Below are 16,577 nucleotides of genomic sequence, written 5' to 3'. Positions count from 1 at the left end.
GCCACTTCGCCAACCGGGGGCGTGGCGGTGGGGCGGGTCCGCCCCCGACCGAGGTGGTGAGGCTTGCGCGACGCGGGTTCCGGGCATGCGACGGGGCCCGCGACGCACGGCGTCGCGGGCCCCGGTGGCGCGTACCGGTCAGAGGTACTGACCGGTGTTGCTGGCGGTCTCGATGGAGCGTCCGGCCTCGGCGCCCTTGCCGCCGGAGACGAGCGTGCGGATGTAGACGATCCGCTCGCCCTTCTTGCCGGAGATGCGGGCCCAGTCGTCCGGGTTTGTGGTGTTGGGCAGGTCCTCGTTCTCGCGGAACTCGTCGACGCAGGCGTCGAGCAGGTGCTGCAGGCGCAGTCCCTTGCGAGCTGAGGTGAGGAATTCCTTGATGGCCATCTTCTTGCCCCGGTCGACGATGTTCTGGATCATCGCGCCGGAGTTGAAGTCCTTGAAGTACAGGACTTCCTTGTCACCGTTGGCGTAGGTGACCTCCAGGAAGCGGTTCTCCTCCGTCTCCGAGTACATCCGCAGCACCACTGCGTCGATCATGGCGGCGACGGTGGCCTGGGGGTCACTGCCGTGTTCGGCCAGGTCGTCGGCGTGCAGTGGCAGACCGGGGAGGATGTACTTGGAGAAGATGTCCTTGGCCGCCTCGGCGTCCGGACGCTCGATCTTGATTTTCACGTCGAGTCGTCCCGGACGCAGGATCGCCGGGTCGATCATGTCTTCCCGGTTGGAGGCACCGATGACGATGACGTTCTCCAGCCCTTCGACACCGTCGATCTCGCTGAGCAGCTGCGGCACGATGGTGTTCTCCACGTCGGAGGAGACACCGGAGCCGCGGGTGCGGAAGACCGAGTCCATCTCGTCGAAGAAGACGATGACCGGAGTGCCTTCACCGGCCTTTTCCCGGGCCCGCTGGAAGATCAGCCGGATGTGCCGCTCGGTCTCGCCGACGTACTTGTTGAGCAGCTCGGGGCCCTTGATGTTGAGGAAGAAGCTGGTGTGCCTCTCCTTGCCCTGCCGCTCGGCGATCTTCTTGGCGAGGGAGTTGGCGACCGCCTTGGCGATAAGCGTCTTGCCGCAGCCCGGCGGACCGTAGAGCAGGATGCCCTTCGGCGGGCGCAGCTGGTGCTCGCGGAACAGGTCGGCGTGCAGGAACGGCAGCTCCACCGCGTCGCGGATCTGCTCGATCTGGGAGTGCAGGCCGCCGATGTCGGTGTAGTCGACGTCCGGCACCTCCTCCAGCACGAGTTCCTCGACCTCGCTCTTCGGAATCCGCTCGTACGCGTAGGCCGAGCGAGGTTCGATCATGAGCGAGTCGCCGGCCCGGATCGGACTGCCGATCAGGGTCTCGGCCAGGTGGACGATGCGTTCCTCGTCGGAGTGCGAGACCACCAGGGCCCGGTCACCCGGGGCACCTTCGGGACCGGCGAGGATCTCCTTGAGCATGACCACCTCGCCGACCCGCTCGTAGCCGAACGCGTCGACGATGTTGAGCGCGTCGTTGAGCAGGACTTCCTGGCCGCGCCGCAGCTCGCCGACGTCGAGCGAGGGCGAGACGGCCACGCGTAGTTTCCGTCCGCCGGTGAAGACGTCGACCGTGCCGTCGTCGTGCCGGGCCAGGAAGACGCCGTAGCCACTTGGGGGTTGAGCGAGCCGGTCGATCTCCTCCTTGAGCGTCACGATCTGCGCGCGAGCTTCCTTGAGGGTGCTCACGAGCCGTTCGTTGTTCTCGGTCAGCCGCGCCAACTGCGCCTGGGTGGCGGCCAGCCGCTCTTCGAGCTGCCGGACGTGTCGGGGGCTCTCGGTCAACTTGCGCCGCACCAGAGCGAGTTCCTCTTGAAGGAACGCGACCTGCGTGGAGAGATCGTGGGCCTCCTTCTCCCACCGTGCGGCGCGCGAGTCCGCGTCGTCGCTGCGTGCCACGTCCCACCTCCCCGGGGGGCTTGAACGTTCTGACCTAACACTAGCCGCTATGAGCCCGATTCGGTCCTCCGCAACGCGCCCGTCACCGAAGCTTGATCGCCAAGGGTGGGTCGACGGGCGGGTACGGGCATTCGGGTACCGTCGAGGGGTGGGACGGGAGAACATGGGGGGTGCACCGGTGGCCGAGGTCGCGACCGACCAGCTGCAGGTCTGGGTCGACCAGGATCTGTGCACGGGCGACGGGCTGTGCGTGCAGTACGCGCCGGAGGTCTTCGAGTTCGACGTCGACGGGTTGGCGTACGTCAAGGGTCCCGACGGTGAGCTGGTGCAGGCACCGGGTGGCCGGGTGGACGTGCCCGAGCACCTGCGCCTCGAGGTGATCGACTCGGCGAAGGAGTGCCCGGGCGAGTGCATTCACGTCGTACGCGGCAGCGACGGCGTCGAGGTCGCCGGCCCGGAGGCCGAGGACTGACCCGCTGATCCCGGGATCACCCGGGCGGCTACAGCAACGGGCGGCCGACCACCGAGGCGACCAACCGGGCGAACTCCTCCAACCGGGTGATCTGCCCGGCGCCGCCGTCGTCGAGGGTCTTACCGAAGCGCAGGGCGTCGTGGCGCGGCCCGCCGGCGGCCTCCTCGCTCGGCGGCGACTCGTCCAGCGAGGTCAGCAGCAGGTAGACGTCGATGCTGTCGACCCGGATCTCACCGTTGTCGTGACGGAACAGCCGACGTCGGCAGCCGACCTCGGTGACCGAGGAGACCGGCACCACCCGCAGCGAGGAGGTCATCGAGCCCGGCGGCCCCTCCCCCGGTGGCACGTCCTCGCCGTGCCAGAGCACCAGGCGGCTGCCGTCGCAGACGACGACCTCCTGCCAGACGCCGTTCACCTCGTTGACGAAGCGTTCCAGCGTGAAGCCGAGCACCGACGCTCCGCGCAGGACGCCGCCGAGCGCTTCCAGGGCGACGTCGGGGTCGCGCAGGTAGGCCCGCGCCGCCGATTCGAGGTCGGTGTACGGAGACCAGTCGGGAAAGACCGCCGGCAGGTCGCCACCGCCGAAGCCGGGACGGCTCATGCCGGCCCTCCGCTGCGCTGCGGGCCGACATGAGGCACAAAGGCGCCGAGTTGATGATTCGCTCGCTGACGCTCACTCATCGGATCACCTTCGCCGTCACGGCCTGTCCGTCTCCTGGGCCACGTCGGGTCGTATCTGCTCGGCCGGCGCCTCGTGCGGCACCACGGTCGCCTGCCGGGCCGCCTCCGCCTCGCGTAGCGCCTGGCGGCGTTGCGCGTACGCCTCGGTGCCCTTGCTGGGCTTGCGACGCCGTGGCGGGGCGGTGACTCCGGGGGCGAGCTTACGCGCGGAGACGAGGAACGCGGTGTGGGCGATCATCCGGTGGTCGGGGCGGACCGCCAGCCCTTCGGCGTGCCAGTCCCGGACCAGTGACTCCCAGGCCCGTGGCTCGGTCCAGCCGCCGCGCTCGCGCAGCGCCTCCACCAGCTCGGACAGCTGCGGGGTGGTGGCCACGTAGCCGATGAACACGCCGCCGGGCAGCAGCGCGCGTTCGACCATGTCGAGGTTCTCCCAGGGGGTGAGCATGTCGAGGATGATCCGGTCGAAACCGGTCTCGGTGCACTCGGCGACGTCACCGACGTGCAGGTGCCAGGCCGGGTGCGGGCCCTGGAAGAACGACTCGACGTTGCGTCGGGCGATCTGGGCGAAGTCGTCGCGCAGTTCGTAGGAGTGCAGTTCCCCGGCGGTGCCCACCGCGCGCAGCAGCGAGCAGCTCAGCGCTCCGGAGCCGGCACCGGCCTCGAGGACCTTGGCGCCGGGGAAGATGTCACCCATGGCGACGATCTGCGCGGCGTCCTTGGGGTAGATCACCTGGGCGCCACGGGGCATGGAGAGCACGTAGTCCGACAGCAGTGGGCGCAGTGCCAGGAACGCCGTGCCGCCGCCGGAGGTGGTCACCACGCTGCCGTCGGGCAGGCCGATCAGCGTGTCGTGCGCCAGGATGCCGCGGTGGGTGTGGAACTCCTTGCCCGGCTCCAGGGTCACCGTGTGCATCCGCCCCTTGGGGTCGGTCAGCTGCACCCGGTCACCGGGCTGGAACGGCCCACGCCGCACGGCGGGCGGTTCCACCTTCTCCTCGGGGAGGTCGCTGGCCGGGTGGGCGGAGTGGGTGACGGTCACGTGTTCATCTTCCGGTGAGGTTCGAGCAGTTGAGCCAGATCCGCGATGTGCAGAACGCCGACGACATCTTCGCCTGCCGTCACGACGTACTGTGCGCCCGGGTGGGTCTGCACGGTCTCCAGCACCCGTTCGCCGTCCGTGTCGACCGGGATGGCCGGCAGGTCGGCGAGGGTACGGGCGACCGTGTCCACGGCCAGCCAGGGTCGGCGGGCCTCCGGCACCGCCGCGGCGGCCGCCGGGTCGACCAGGGCCACCGGCCGGCCCGCGGAGTCGGTCACCAACAACGCGGCGGGGTGCTGCGGCTCGGTGGTCGGGTACGCCTGCGCGGCGCAGCGCTGCGCCTCGGCCAGCGGGGTGCCGGTGGGCACGGTGTGCACCGGACGGGCCAGGGTGGCCAGATCGACAAGCGGCAGCCGCCGGCTGATCCGGGACATCCGAATCGACTGACCGGCGCCGTGCCAGAGGGTCAGGGCGACAAGTGCCGTCAGCGGCAGCGCCAGCAGGCTCAGGACGTCGATCGCGTAGAGCGCCGCCACCAGCAGCGCGGTGCCGACGGCGAGGACCCGTCCGGCCCAACCGGCCACCTCGGTGGCCCGGTGCCGGTCCCGGGTCAGCGCCCAGACCACCGCACGCAACGCCCGACCGCCGTCCAGCGGCAACCCGGGCAGGATGTTGAACAGCGCGACGATGACGTTGCTCGCCGCGAGTTGGAAGGCGAGTTGGTCGGCCACGGTGCGGTCGGGCAGGGCCACCGTCGCGGCGACGGCGACCGCGCCGAGCACGGCGGAGACGGCCGGCCCGGCCAGCGACACCATCAGATCCACCCGCGGGGAGGGTGCGTCGCGGTCCATCTCGGTGTAGCCGCCGAGCAGTTCCAGGGTGATGCCGCGCACCCCGATGCCGAAGCGACGGGCGGTGAGGGCGTGGCCGAGTTCGTGGGCCAGCACCGAGCCGAGCAGCGCCAGGACGAACCCGGCGCCGACGAGGTAGCCGCCGAGCGGGGACAGTTGCAGCCGTTGGCCGGCCAGTTCGCCGTACAGGACCGTGATCAGGAGGGCGAGCAGCAGGATCGAGGCGTTCAGGTACAGCGGCACCCCGAGGATCCGGCCCACCTGCATGCCGGGGCGCTGGCCGGCCCGTGGTCGCCTGCGCTGTTCCATCGGGCTGATGCTACGCGGCGGGAGATCACGTACCGGAGCGGCGGCGGTCGACCTGTCATACCGGTGGCCTAACCTTCCGGGGCATGACGGCGGATCCGGTGATCACTCAGCAGGCCCCGACCCCGACGGAGTTGCCGGTGACGGTGCGGGCCTCGCTGTCGCCGTCGCGGGCGGCGGATTTCAAGACCTGCCCGCTGCTCTACCGGTTCCGCAGCATCGACCGGCTGCCCGAGCGGCCCAGCGTGGAGCAGGCTCGGGGCACGCTTGTGCACGCGGTGCTGGAGCGGCTGTTCGACCTGCCGCCAGCGGCCCGCACTCCGGAGGCCGCCGGTGATCTCGTGGCCGGCCAGTGGGATCGCCTGGTCACCGAGCAGCCGGAGTTGGCCGGGTTGTTCTCCGATGACGACCCGTCGACCGTGGCGGAGTTCCTCCGCTCGGCGTCGGCCCTGCTGGGCGGCTACTTCGCGGTGGAGGACCCGCGCCGGCTGGAGCCGGCCGAGCGGGAGAGCCTGATCTCCGCCGTGGTCGACGACGAGTTGCTGATTCGCGGCTACCTCGACCGGCTCGACGTGGCTCCCGACGGCGCGCTACGGGTGGTGGACTACAAGACCGGGGGTGCGCCGCGGGAGGCGTTCGAGGCGCGGGCCCTGTTCCAGTTGAAGTTCTACGCCCTGGTCCTGTGGCGCACCCGTGGCGTGGTGCCCCGGGTGCTGCGCCTGCTCTACCTCAAGGACGCCGAGGTGTGTGACTACGCTCCCGACGCCGAGGAGTTGGTGCGCTTCGAGCGGACGGTGGTGGCGTTGTGGCGGGCGATCGAGCAGGCCACCGCCGCCCGGGATTTCCGACCCCGGCCGAGCCGGCTGTGCGACTGGTGCAGTCATCAGGCCCGGTGCCCCAGCTACGGGGGGACTCCGCCGCCCTTCCCGGAGCCGGCGGCGACGCCCGGTCCGCTGCGTGACGCCCGGTCCTCCCCCGCGCCACCGGGCGCCGACGAGTAGTCGCCCTCCTTCCCGGGGATGAGGGACGAGTCACCACACAAGACGATCTTTCGGCGGCGGAGGCGGCTAGCGTCGGGGCGTGGGCAACGCGCTGAGGGAGTGGCTGCGTCGCAATCCGGCGGCCGGTGACGCGCTGCTGGCCGTCGGCCTGGTCCTGGGCGAGGTCGTGTTCACCCTGCTCACTCCTCAGGAGTTCTGGCCGCGACCGTTGCCGGCGGCGCTGGGGTGGAGTGTGTTGTGCGCGACGCCGGTGGTGCTGCGCCGGGTGGCGCCGTGGCCGGCACTGCTGGCCGCGTTGGCCACGCTGCTGCTGCCGGTCGTCATCGAGGTGGCGCCCACGACGCAGAGTCTCACCTTCGTGGTGCTCACCTACACGATGGCGGCCTACCGCCCGGTGCGTCCGGCGCTGGTGGCGGCGGTGGGGTTGTGGCTTCCGGTGGCCGTGGTGAACACCGTGGTGCCGCCGGAGGGTGTTCCGCAGGTCAGTACGGCGTTCCTGATCGCGAACAACATCCTGGTGGGGATCGTGTCGTTCTCGGTGGGCCGGACGGTGCACGCGCGCCGCGCCTCCACCGAGGCGCTGCGGGAGCGGGCCCGGGTCGCCGAGGCCAATCAGCGGGCGCTGGCCGAGCAGGCGGTCGCGGACGAGCGGCGCCGGATCGCCCGGGAGCTGCACGACGTGGTGGCCCATCACGTCAGCGTGATGGGGGTGCTGGCGACCGGGGTGCGACGGGTGCTGCGCCGCGACCCGGACAGCGCCGACGAGGCGATGGCCACGATCGAGGAGACCAGCCGGGCGACGCTGCGGGAGCTGCGCCGGCTGCTCGACGTGCTGCGTACCGAGGCCGAGCCGGCGGCGGAGTTGGCGCCGCAGCCGGGCCTCGCCGGAATCGAGACGCTCACTGATCAGGTGCGGGAGGCCGGGTTGCCGGTGACGTTGACCGTGGCGGGTGAGCCGGGACAGTTGGAGGAGGGGGTGGCGCTGACCGTGTACCGGATCGTGCAGGAGGCGCTGACGAACGCCCTCAAGCATGCCGGGACGGCGACCGCGCAGGTGCGGGTGGGTTTCGGTGGCGACGCGGTGGAGGTCGAGGTCACCGACACCGGTCGCGGGCCGTCGCCGGACACCGATCGGATCGGGCACGGCCTGGTCGGGATGCGGGAACGGGTCGGCCTCTACGGTGGGATCCTGCGCACCGGCGCGCGCAGCGGCGGCGGCTACCGGGTGTACGCCCGGATTCCGGTTGAGCCGCTGCCCGAGGCGAGCCGTCGGTGAGGTGGGTCTGGTGAGCGGTGCAGTCGACGGGGAGGACCAGATGGCCGATTCGACGGGGCGGGCCCGGCCGGTGCGGATCCTGCTCGCCGACGACCAGCCGCTGCTGCGTACGGGCTTCCGGATGGTCCTCGGCGCGGAGGCTGACCTGGACATCGTCGCGGAGGCCGGCGACGGGGTGGAGGCGGTGGAGCTGTCCCGTCGGTTGTTGCCGGACGTGGTGCTGATGGACATTCGGATGCCCCGGATGGATGGGGTGAGCGCCACCCGGGCGATCGTGGATGCCCGGTTGCCGGTGCGGGTGCTCATCCTGACCACCTTCGATCTGGACGAGTACGTGGTGGGGGCGTTGCGGGCCGGGGCGAGCGGCTTCCTGGCCAAGGACGTGCCGGCGGAGGATCTGGTCACCGCGATCCACACGGTGGCCGCCGGTGACGCGGTGGTGGCGCCGCGGATCCTGCGTCGGCTGCTGGACCGTTTCGCCGACGTGCTGCCGGATCCGTCCGCGACGCCGCCGAAGGCGCTTGGCGCGCTTACCGAGCGGGAGCGGGAGGTGCTCGTGCAGGTCGCCCGTGGCCTGTCGAACGCCGAGATCGCCCGGGCGCTGTCGGTGAGCGAGACCACCATCAAGACGCACGTCGGACATGTGTTGACCAAGCTCGGGCTACGCGACCGGGTGCAGGCGGTGGTGTTGGCGTACGAGTCGGGCCTGGTCCGACCTGGGGGTTAACGCCGGCGTTGCATCCGTCACCTACCGTGACGGCCTGCGGTGGAAATCGGTTGACCCTCACGCGGCGGCAACGTCCAGGATGACCGTGACCACCGGCTGCAGATGGCCGACAGCTGCCGGGTCGGGGACAACCCTGACTTCGGTTTGGGGGGTACCCGCAGCCGGAAATCCGCTCCGCCTCCGCCCGGAGTCGGACGGATCGGCGGTGGGCAGCACAGATGATGGACTCGCACCGGACCAGCGGGGGCGGTGCGAGCAGACGCGACGGAGAGGTACGTAACGTGACCGCTACGACAGGCCAGCCGGCATCGGCCGCAGCCCGGGCGAGCGACGTGTGGAAGGTGTACGGCAGCGGCGAGGCACAGGTCATCGCCCTGCGGGGGGTCAGCGCGGAGTTCGAGCGCGGACGGTTCACGGCGATCATGGGCCCGTCGGGTTCCGGCAAGTCGACGTTGATGCACTGCCTGGCCGGGTTGGATTCGACGACCAGGGGGACCGTGGAGATCGGCGAGACCACCGTCACCGGGCTCGGTGACGCGGGTCTGACGAAGTTGCGCCGCGACAAGGTCGGCTTCATCTTCCAGCAGTTCAACCTGCTGCCGACGTTGACCGCCAAGGAGAACATCCTGCTCCCGTTGTCGATCGCCGGGCGCAAGCCGGATCCGGCCTGGTTCGACGTGGTGATCGACACGGTGGGTCTGCGGGACCGGTTGGGTCACCGGCCGGCGCAGTTGTCCGGCGGCCAGCAGCAGCGGGTGGCGTGTGCCCGTGCCCTGGTGGCCCGCCCCGAGGTGATCTTCGCGGACGAGCCGACCGGTAACCTCGACTCGCGCTCCGGCGCGGAGGTGTTGAACTTCCTGCGCAACTCGGTCCGCGAGCACGGGCAGACCATCGTCATGGTCACCCACGATCCGACGGCCGCCGCGTACGCCGACCGGGTGGTGTTCCTCGCCGACGGGCAGATCGTCTCGGAGCTGATCGAGCCGACCGCGGACACGGTGCTGGACACGATGAAGAAGCTGGACACGCCCGCCGAGGTGGCCGGCTGATGTTCCGGGCAACCTTGAAGAGTCTGCTGGCCCGCAAGGTCCGGCTGATCCTGTCCGGCCTGGCCGTGGTGCTCGGCGTCATGTTCGTCTCCGGTGCCTTCGTCCTCACCGACACCCTGGGCCGTTCCTTCGACTCGCTGTTCGCCGACGCGTACGCCGAGGTCGACGTCAACGTGGCCGCCAAGCCGAAGCTGGAACGCGGCGAGCGGGAGGACGACGAACTCGCCACCCCGTTCCCGGCCGCCACGGTGGAGACGGTGCGCGCGGTGGACGGGGTGGCCGAGGCCACCGGGGTGGTCGCCGCCGACGGGGCCCGGCTGATCGGCAGCAACGGCAAGGCCGTCACCTCGTTCGGGCCGCCGCAGTTGGGCGGCAACTGGACCGGCGAGAGCGACCTGGTGCGGTTGCGGGAGGGCCGGGAGCCGCAGGCCGACGATGAGATCGTCATCAACAAGGGGTTGGCGGACGCCGGCCGGGTGGCGCTCGGCGACCGGGTGGGTGTGCTCACCCTCGGGCCGCGCAAGGACTTCACCATCGTCGGCATCTTCGGCTACAGCGGTGACCGGGACTCCCTCGGCGGCGCCAACGAGGTCATGTTCACCACCCCCGTGGCGCAGCAGCTGATGCTCGGCGAGACGAACGTGTTCAGCAACATCGTGGTCACCGCCGCCGACGGCGTCTCCGACGAGCAGCTGCGCGACGCGGTGGCCACGGCGGTCGGCGACGACTACGTGGTCAAGACCGGCGAGCAGCTCTCCGCCGACGCCGCCGCCGGCCTGAAGGAGGGGCTGTCCTTCTTCAACCGGATCCTGCTCGGCTTCGCCGCGGTGGCCCTGCTGGTCGGTACGTTCCTGATCCTCAACACCTTCTCGATCATCGTGGCGCAGCGCACCCGGGAACTGGCGTTGCTGCGGGCGGTCGGTGCCAGCGGCAAGCAGATCATCGGCTCGGTGGTGCTGGAGGCGGTCGCCGTCGGGTTGATCGCCTCGGTGTTCGGCCTGGCCGCCGGCATCGGCATCGGCGCGCTGCTGGCGTACCTGTTCGGCAACCTCGCCGGTGGGTTGGCCCTGGCCGGGGTCGGGGTGCCGGCGTCGGCGGTGATCGGCGCGTTCGGTGTCGGTCTGGTGATCACCGTGCTGGCGGCGCTGCTGCCGGCGCTGCGGGCCGCGCGGATCCCGCCGATCGCGGCGATGCAGGACGTCGCCACGCCGGATCGGCCGTTGACAAAGGTGACCGTCGGCGGTGCGCTGGTCACCGCGATCGGCGCCACCCTGCTCTTCCTCGGCCTGGGCGGGCACGCCGGTGGCAGCACGCTGGCCACCATCCTCGGTGGCGTGCTGTTCTCGTTCATCGGGGTGGCCCTGCTGACGCCGCTGATCAGTCGCCCTGTGGTGGCGGCGCTGGGCACGGTCTTCTCCGGTTGGGTGCCGGGCAAGCTGGGTCGGCTCAACTCCGGTCGCAACCCACGCCGCACCGCGATCACCGCCGCCGCGTTGATGGTGGGGATCGCCCTGGTCACCGGCATCACGGTGATTCTGGACTCGGCGAAGAGCAGCATCAGTAGCCTGGCGCAGGACAGCATCAGCGCCGAGCTGGTGATCGCCGGGGTGCAGTCCGGTCCGCGCCCGCCGACGTTCGACCCGGCGGTGCTGGACGAGGCGAAGGCGATCCCCGGGGTCCGCCTCGTCGACGGCGAGTACGGCGACATGGCGCTGGTCGGCGGCGAGCGTACCTGGGTCGGTGCCAGCAGCGAACCGAGCGCGCTGGTGCAGATGTTCGGCGCCACCGCCACCGCCGGGGACATCGGACAGCTCGGGCCGGGCCAGATGCTTGTCAGCTCCGACACGGCGGAGTCGCGTGGCCTGTCGGTCGGCTCCACGGTGCCGGTGCAGTTGGCCCGTGGTGAGGAGCGCACCTACACGGTCACCGGCATCTACCAGAGCACCCCGCTGTTCGGCGGCGTGACGTTGCCCGCCGAGGCGGCGCGTGACTTCGCCATCCCGCAGCCCATCCAGGGCTATATCCAGTTGGAGCCGGGGGTACGGGCGGCCGACGTGCTGCCCCGGGTGGAGTCGCTGCTGGCGGACAGCCCGGAGGTGTCGGTGGCCGACCGGGACGCGTTCATCGAGGAGCAGGCCGGGCAGCTCGACGGGCTGCTCCAGATGATCCAGATCCTGCTGGCGTTGGCCATCGTGATCGCCGTGCTCGGCATCATCAACACCCTCGCCCTGTCGGTGCTGGAGCGGACCCGGGAGCTGGGTCTGCTGCGCGCCATCGGTCTGCGCCGGTCGCAGACCATGGGGATGATCACCGTGGAGGCGGTGGTGATCTCGGTGTTCGGCGCGCTGCTCGGCGTCGTGGTCGGCGCCGGCCTGGGTGCCGCGGTGGTGGAGGCCCTGCGCGACGAGGGAATCACCAAGCTGGTGCTGCCGTGGGGCCAGATGGGTGTCTTCCTCGGCCTGGCCGCGATCATCGGCGTGATCGCGGCGGCGCTGCCGGCGATCCGCGCCGCCCGGATCAACGTGCTGGGCGCGATCGCCCACGACTGAGGCGCCGGAGCGAAGGCCCCTGTCACCGGTCGGTGGCAGGGGCCTTCCGCTGCGTCCCGCGGGTCAGCCGGGCGGGACCGGTTGGGTGGACGGTGACGGTGTCAGACGGGGGTTCGGCGCAGCAGCCCGGACAGCAGTTCCAGGTCCGCCAGCAGCAGGCTCTCCAACTGGTGTACACCGTCGGTGGGTGCCAGCGGCACCTCGGCGGGGACGGCCAGCACCGCGGCCCCGGCGGCCACCGCACTGGCCACCCCGGTCGCCGAGTCCTCGATCGCCACGCATCTGTCGATGGGCACTCCGAGCAGTCGGGCGGCCGTCAGGTACGGCTCCGGGTGCGGCTTGGTCGAGTCGACCTCGTCGCCGCAGACCACCACGTCGAAGCTGTCGCGGCCGAGGGTGTCCAGGGCGATCTCGACAAGTGCTCGCCCGCTGGAGGTGACCAGGGCCGTCGGGATCCGCGCCTGCCGGACCGCGCCGAGCAGCGCCAGCGCCCCCGGCCGCCACTGCAGCCCGGTGCGGAACAGCTCCAGGATCCGCGCGTTGATCCATTCCGCGCTGGTCTGCGGATCCCGGTGCGGCTGCCTGAGGTCGTCGTGCAGGATACGCATCGAGTCGGCCATGCCCGTGCCGACGATCGCCCGGCGGGCGTCGGCCGACAGGGTGCCGCCGTAGTGGTGTGCGAGTTCGGCCAACGCGACGTCCCACAACCGCTCGCTGTCGACCAGGGTGCCGTCCATGTCGAAGAGCACGGCGGCTGGACGGGTGCTGCTCACCGGATCCTCCTCGGGCTCGGGTAACCGGTGAATCCTGTCAGCCGACGGTGGTCCGGTGCCCGGCACAGTGACCTTTCTCAACCGAGGTCGCAGGCGGACAGGGACCGCTCGTAGCCGCGGAAGAACGCCTCGGTGCGCTGCTCGGGGGTGCCGTGGGAGCCCTCGGCGAACCACGGTTGGCCGGGGTCGTCGCCGACGGCCAGCAGTCCGTCGTTGAACTCGTCGAGGTCGCCCTCCTCGAGGGTGAGCCGGCCGGCCCGTACCGAGTCGCCGAGGAACGCCCCGGCCATGCAGTCGGCCTGCAACTCCTGCTGGATGGTGAAGTTGTAGCGGATGCCCAGCCGGGTCTGGATGCCGTGCGCGTACTCGTGGCCGAGCAGGTAGAACACGAACGCGTCACCGATCTGCCGGAAGGCGCCGAAGGACCAGTTGATGTCGTACGCGATGTAGTCGCTGACGGTGCAGTAGACCGCGTTGTTGCGGGGCACCTCCTGCCCGCCGCAGGAGACCTCGCCGTCGCGCTGGTACGGGACGACCCGCCGGATCGGCCGGAAGGACTGCCCCGACGCCTCGAACTGGTCGGCCCAGTACAGCTCGGCGAGCCGCTGCGCGTCGGCCACGTCCTGCCGGAACTCCTCCACCGTGTCGGTGCCGTCGGCACGGGTCACCTCGGCCGTCGGCTCGGCCGGTTCCCGCTGCCCGTCCGGGTCCGCCGGCCCACCCACCGGCTCCACCATGCAGGCGGCCGCCGCCACCAACGCCACCGCCAGGCCGACGAGCCTGCCCCGGCGTCGCCCTCGCCCACCTGCCGCCACCGTGCTCCTCCCGCCTCGACGTCGCCGGTCCAGTACCCCCACGGTACGACCGTCACGCCCGTTGCCGTCAGGTACGCCGTCCCGTCCCGTCCGGTTCAGTGGCCGCCCTCTTTCGGCGCGTTTCATCCGGCTCGCTCGGGCGAGCCGGAGGTGACGCGGCCTAGAGTGCGGTGGTCCGTGTCCGGAACGGACGTCCGGCTCCGACGTCCCCGGTGAACCGGCACTGGAGATGGTGGCGGACGCGAGAGGGAGACAACCCGTGAAATACATGATCATGCTGTACGGCTCGCAGCGGGACTACGACGCGATGGCCGGGCACGGCTCCGACCGGGCGGCGATGTCGGCCGAGCAGGTGGCCGCGATGCACGCGCACATGGGCAAGGTGCACCAGGACCTGGCCGACGCCGGTGAACTGGTGGACGCCCAGGGGCTGACCGCGCCGGTGCACGCCCGCCGGGTGCAGGTGCGCGACGGCGCTGCGATGGTCACCGACGGGCCGTACCCGGAGACGCAGGAGGTCCTCGCCGGCTACACGGTGGTCGAGTGCGCCAGCTTCGACCGGGCCGCCGAGATCGCCGCCCTGCTGGTGAACCCCGACAGCCCCGGCGAGTACGTCGATGTCCGCCCGATCGCCGAGGGCATCGACGACCTCGTCTGATGGCTGAACCGACCGTCGAGGACCTGCTGCGCCGGCTGGCGCCGCAGGTCCTCGGCGCGCTCGTGCGCCGCTACGGGCATTTCGACACCGCCGAGGACGCCACCCAGGAGGCGCTGATCGCGGCGGCCACCGGCTGGCCCCGCGACGGCGTACCGGCGAACCCCCGGGCCTGGCTCATCACGGTGGCCTCGCGGCGGCTCACCGACCTGCTCCGGGCCGAGCAGGCGCGACGGCAGCGGGAGGACGTCGTCGGCCGACGAGTGCTGGCCGAATGGCGGCTGCCACCGCCGGGTGACCGGACCGCGGACTCTGACGACACCCTGATCCTGCTGTTCCTGTGCTGCCATCCGTCGCTGCCCCCGGCCACGCAGATCGGGTTGACCCTACGGGCGGTCGGCGGTTTGAGCACGGCCGAGGTGGCCCGGGCGTTCCTGGTGCCGGAGCAGACCATGACCCGGCGGATCACCCGGGGCAAGCAACGCATCCGCGACAGCGGCCTGCCCTTCGCGATGCCCGACCCGACCGAGGCCCCGGCGCGCCTCACGGCCGTGCTCCGAGTGCTCTACCTGATCTTCAATGAGGGGTACGCGAGCACCTCCGGGCCCGGGCTGCTCCGCGCCGACCTGTGTGCCGAGGCGATCCGGCTGACCCGACTGCTGCATCGGATGCTGCCCGATGCCGCGGAGGTGACCGGTCTGCTGGCGTTGCTGCTGCTCACCGACGCCCGCGCGCCGGCACGCACCGGTCCGCACGGCGAACTGGTGCCGATGACCGAACAGGACCGTTCCCGCTGGCGTGCCGATCAGATCGCCGAGGGCACGACGCTGGTGGTCGAGGCGCTGCACCGGGGACGTCCCGGGCCGTACCAGGTCCAGGCTGCCATCGCCGCCCTGCACGACGAGGCGCCCGGCCCGCAGGAAACCGACTGGCCGCAGATCGCGGCACTGTACGAGGTGCTGACGGCGATGGACGCCAACCCCCTGGTCGCGTTGAACCATGCCGTCGCGGTGGCCATGACGGACGGGCCGGAGGCGGGACTGGCGCTTGTCGACAAGGTGGCCGCCGACGGTCGGTTGGCCCGGGATCCGAGGCTGCCCGCCGTACGCGCGCATCTGCTGGAGCGGCGCGGCGACCCGGCGGCGGCCCGCGCCGAGTACCGGACGGCCGCCGCGCAGGCCACCAACCTGGCGCAGCAGCGTTACCTCAACGCTCGTGCGGACCGCCTCACCGACGGCTGAGGCGAACCTGACGTCACCATTCGACCAGTCCGGCCAGGACGGCGTCGAAGCTGCGGGGCGGGAGGTCGGGCTGCTGGGGTCGCCGACAGGCGACGTCGAGGACACGCTCACCCGGCCGGATGGCAGCTCGCCGGACGAGGCCCCGGTCGGCGCTGCGGCTCCGTCAGGCGAAGAGCGTGTGGTAGGCGTTCAGGGCGGGTTGGCCGCCCAGATGGGCGTAGAGGACGTTGGCGTCGGCGGGGATGTCCCGGGTACGGACGAGGTCGATCAGCGCCGCCATCGACTTGCCCTCGTACACCGGGTCGATGATCATGCCTTCCAGCTCGCCGCTCAGTCGGATCGCATCCAGGGTGGACTGCACCGGAATGCCGTACCGCTCCCCGGCCCAGCCCGCCAGCACGGTGATCTCGTCGTCGCGCAGGTCCCGCCCGAGACCGATCAGCCCGGCGGTGTCGCGGGCGATCTTCTCCACCTGGGCCCGGGTCTCGTCGAGCTTCGCCGAGGCGTCGATGCCGAGCACCCGCCGAGGGCGGTCCTGGCCGGCGAAACCGGCGATCATCCCCGCCTGGGTGCTGCCGGTGACGCTGCACACGACGATGGTGTCGAAGAAGATCCCCAGCTCCCGCTCCTGCCGCTGGACCTCGTCGGCCCAGTTGGCGAAGCCGAGCCCGCCCAGCGGGTGGTCGGACGCCCCGGCGGGAATCGCGTACGGCACGCCACCGCCGGCCCGGACCTCCTCCAGCGCCCGCTGCCAGCTCTCCTTGATGCCGATGCCGAAGCCGTCCGGCGCGAGGCGCACCTCGGCGCCCATGACCCGTGACAGCAGGATGTTGCCGACCTTGTCGTTGACCGGGTCGGGCCAGTCCACCCAGCTCTCCTGCACCAGCACGGCCTTCAGACCGGCCCGGGCCGCGACGGCGGCCACCTGGCGGGTGTGATTGGACTGCACGCCACCGATGCTGACCAGGGTGTCCGCGCCCCGGGCCAGGGCGTCGGGCAGCAGGTACTCCAGCTTGCGGGTCTTGTTTCCGCCGAAGGCCAGGCCGCTGTTGCAGTCTTCCCGCTTGGCCCAGATCCGGGCGCCGCCCAGGTGGCGGCTCAGCCGGTCCAGTGGGTGGATCGGGCTGGGACCGAAGAGCAACGGGTAACGGTCGAACGCGTCGAGAGGCATGCGATATTTTGCACGTTGCATGTCGTCGACTGTCAAGCCCTCCGTCCGGCA

15 protein-coding genes are annotated in these 16,577 nt (G+C 71.1%); 8 read left to right on the top strand and 7 right to left on the bottom strand.

The annotated features are described in order from the left end of the window. Positions 1–138: 138 nt before the first annotated feature. The gene (gene arc / locus ACFY2A_RS26160; protein ID WP_363922156.1) at positions 139–1,920 is read right to left on the bottom strand and encodes a proteasome ATPase; all 1,782 of its coding nucleotides are present in this window, start codon (positions 1,918–1,920) and stop codon (positions 139–141) included. Between the two features lie 178 nt (positions 1,921–2,098). On the opposite strand from arc, the gene ACFY2A_RS26155 reads away from it, so the two are divergent. Next, the gene (locus ACFY2A_RS26155; protein WP_093406155.1) at positions 2,099–2,392 is read left to right on the top strand and encodes a ferredoxin; all 294 of its coding nucleotides are present in this window, start codon (positions 2,099–2,101) and stop codon (positions 2,390–2,392) included. A 28-nt stretch (positions 2,393–2,420) separates the two neighbouring features. Here ACFY2A_RS26155 and ACFY2A_RS26150 read toward each other — a convergent pair whose 3' ends face one another. From ACFY2A_RS26150 to ACFY2A_RS26140, 3 genes are all read right to left on the bottom strand, one after another. Continuing rightward, complete coding sequence (locus tag ACFY2A_RS26150; protein ID WP_363922154.1) at positions 2,421–2,993, bottom strand: hypothetical protein; 573 nt, start codon at positions 2,991–2,993, stop codon at positions 2,421–2,423. A 96-nt stretch (positions 2,994–3,089) separates the two neighbouring features. Then, positions 3,090–4,061: a tRNA (adenine-N1)-methyltransferase gene (locus tag ACFY2A_RS26145; protein ID WP_387175460.1), complete on the bottom strand. Its 972-nt coding sequence runs from the start codon at positions 4,059–4,061 to the stop codon at positions 3,090–3,092. Between the two features lie 47 nt (positions 4,062–4,108). Next, a complete protein-coding gene (locus tag ACFY2A_RS26140; protein ID WP_387175381.1) occupies positions 4,109–5,272 on the bottom strand; it encodes a M50 family metallopeptidase in 1,164 nt (387 codons plus the stop codon). Between the two features lie 83 nt (positions 5,273–5,355). Between ACFY2A_RS26140 and ACFY2A_RS26135 the strand changes: the two genes are divergently transcribed. The 5 genes from ACFY2A_RS26135 to ACFY2A_RS26115 all read left to right on the top strand — a co-directional run bounded on the left by ACFY2A_RS26135 (position 5,356) and on the right by ACFY2A_RS26115 (position 11,871). Continuing rightward, complete coding sequence (locus ACFY2A_RS26135; protein WP_387175379.1) at positions 5,356–6,270, top strand: RecB family exonuclease; 915 nt, start codon at positions 5,356–5,358, stop codon at positions 6,268–6,270. A 79-nt stretch (positions 6,271–6,349) separates the two neighbouring features. Continuing rightward, positions 6,350–7,546 carry a sensor histidine kinase gene (locus ACFY2A_RS26130; RefSeq protein WP_363922146.1) on the top strand — a complete coding sequence of 399 codons (1,197 nt, stop codon included), beginning with the start codon at positions 6,350–6,352 and terminating at the stop codon, positions 7,544–7,546. 40 nt (positions 7,547–7,586) lie between these two features. After that, the gene (locus tag ACFY2A_RS26125; RefSeq protein ID WP_363922544.1) at positions 7,587–8,273 is read left to right on the top strand and encodes a response regulator transcription factor; all 687 of its coding nucleotides are present in this window, start codon (positions 7,587–7,589) and stop codon (positions 8,271–8,273) included. Between the two features lie 281 nt (positions 8,274–8,554). Then, positions 8,555–9,322 (top strand): ABC transporter ATP-binding protein, encoded by a 768-nt coding sequence (locus ACFY2A_RS26120; protein WP_363922144.1) that lies wholly within the window; start codon positions 8,555–8,557, stop codon positions 9,320–9,322. Then, positions 9,322–11,871, top strand: coding sequence for an ABC transporter permease (locus tag ACFY2A_RS26115; RefSeq protein WP_387175377.1), 2,550 nt, complete (start codon positions 9,322–9,324; stop codon positions 11,869–11,871). The genes ACFY2A_RS26120 and ACFY2A_RS26115 overlap by 1 nt, the downstream gene beginning before the upstream one ends. Before the next feature lie 101 nt (positions 11,872–11,972). Here ACFY2A_RS26115 and ACFY2A_RS26110 read toward each other — a convergent pair whose 3' ends face one another. Continuing rightward, positions 11,973–12,620, bottom strand: coding sequence for an HAD family hydrolase (locus ACFY2A_RS26110; RefSeq protein WP_387175458.1), 648 nt, complete (start codon positions 12,618–12,620; stop codon positions 11,973–11,975). Between the two features lie 101 nt (positions 12,621–12,721). Continuing rightward, positions 12,722–13,585, bottom strand: coding sequence for a neutral zinc metallopeptidase (locus tag ACFY2A_RS26105; protein WP_387175375.1), 864 nt, complete (start codon positions 13,583–13,585; stop codon positions 12,722–12,724). A gap of 142 nt (positions 13,586–13,727) precedes the next feature. Between ACFY2A_RS26105 and ACFY2A_RS26100 the strand changes: the two genes are divergently transcribed. Together ACFY2A_RS26100 and ACFY2A_RS26095 are read left to right on the top strand one after the other, a co-directional pair. Beyond that, entirely contained in the window at positions 13,728–14,117 is a 390-nt protein-coding gene (locus ACFY2A_RS26100; RefSeq protein WP_387175457.1) for a YciI family protein, read from the top strand. Next, positions 14,117–15,355, top strand: a complete 1,239-nt coding sequence (locus tag ACFY2A_RS26095) for an RNA polymerase sigma factor (RefSeq protein WP_387175372.1) — start codon at positions 14,117–14,119, stop codon at positions 15,353–15,355. The genes ACFY2A_RS26100 and ACFY2A_RS26095 overlap by 1 nt, the downstream gene beginning before the upstream one ends. A 163-nt stretch (positions 15,356–15,518) precedes the next feature. Here ACFY2A_RS26095 and ACFY2A_RS26090 read toward each other — a convergent pair whose 3' ends face one another. Next, positions 15,519–16,526 (bottom strand): 1-aminocyclopropane-1-carboxylate deaminase, encoded by a 1,008-nt coding sequence (locus ACFY2A_RS26090; protein ID WP_387175370.1) that lies wholly within the window; start codon positions 16,524–16,526, stop codon positions 15,519–15,521. Between the last annotated feature and the right edge of the window lie 51 nt (positions 16,527–16,577).

It is taken from the genome of Micromonospora sp. NPDC000442, assembly GCF_042898635.1.
Taxonomy (GTDB): Bacteria; Actinomycetota; Actinomycetes; order Mycobacteriales; family Micromonosporaceae; genus Micromonospora.
This window is presented reverse-complemented; position numbering and strand designations above follow the sequence as displayed.